This is a genomic window from Agrobacterium sp. MCAB5, from assembly GCF_052114365.1.
In the GTDB taxonomy this organism is placed as follows: Bacteria; Pseudomonadota; Alphaproteobacteria; order Rhizobiales; family Rhizobiaceae; genus Agrobacterium; species Agrobacterium tumefaciens.
Map to the genome: position 1 here is coordinate 1 of NZ_JBFREP010000241.1, position 470 is coordinate 470.

Genomic DNA, 470 nt, shown 5'->3' on the forward strand with positions numbered 1-470 from the left:
GGCGCTGCTTTCGCCTTTGCGATATTCGCCGTTCCCAGCTTTCGCCTTTGCGATATTCGCCGTTCCCATGGCCGTTGCGCCCTTTGCCAGCCAGGCCTTCGCCGACAGCACGGTCAAGATCGTCGTCAACAAGACCCCCATCACCAACGACGATATTGCCAGGCGTGTCGCCTTTCTGAAGTTGCAGCGTCAATCCGGCAATCTCGCCGAAAAGGCACGCGAGCAGCTGGTTGATGAGGCGCTAAAGCGCGAAGAAATCGGCCGTGTGAAAATGTCGGTCAGCACCCAAGAAGTCGATGCGGCTTTTGCGCGCTTTGCTGCAAACAACAAGATGAACCCGCAACAGCTGACGCAGATCCTCTCCAAGGCCGGTGTCGGCGCCGACCACTTCAAAGCCTTCATTGCCGTGCAGATGAGCTGGCCGCGCCTTGTGAACGCCCGTTATGGTGCGCGTGGCAAGATGTCTAACC

The 470-nt window shown here is 58.3% G+C and carries 1 protein-coding gene; it reads left to right on the top strand.

Features of this window, described 5'->3' with window-relative positions; all coding sequences use genetic code 11:
* Positions 1 to 67: 67 nt before the first annotated feature.
* Positions 68 to 470: SurA N-terminal domain-containing protein (locus AB4Z23_RS28425; RefSeq protein WP_441361300.1), on the top strand; the 403-nt coding region annotated here is incomplete at its 3' end.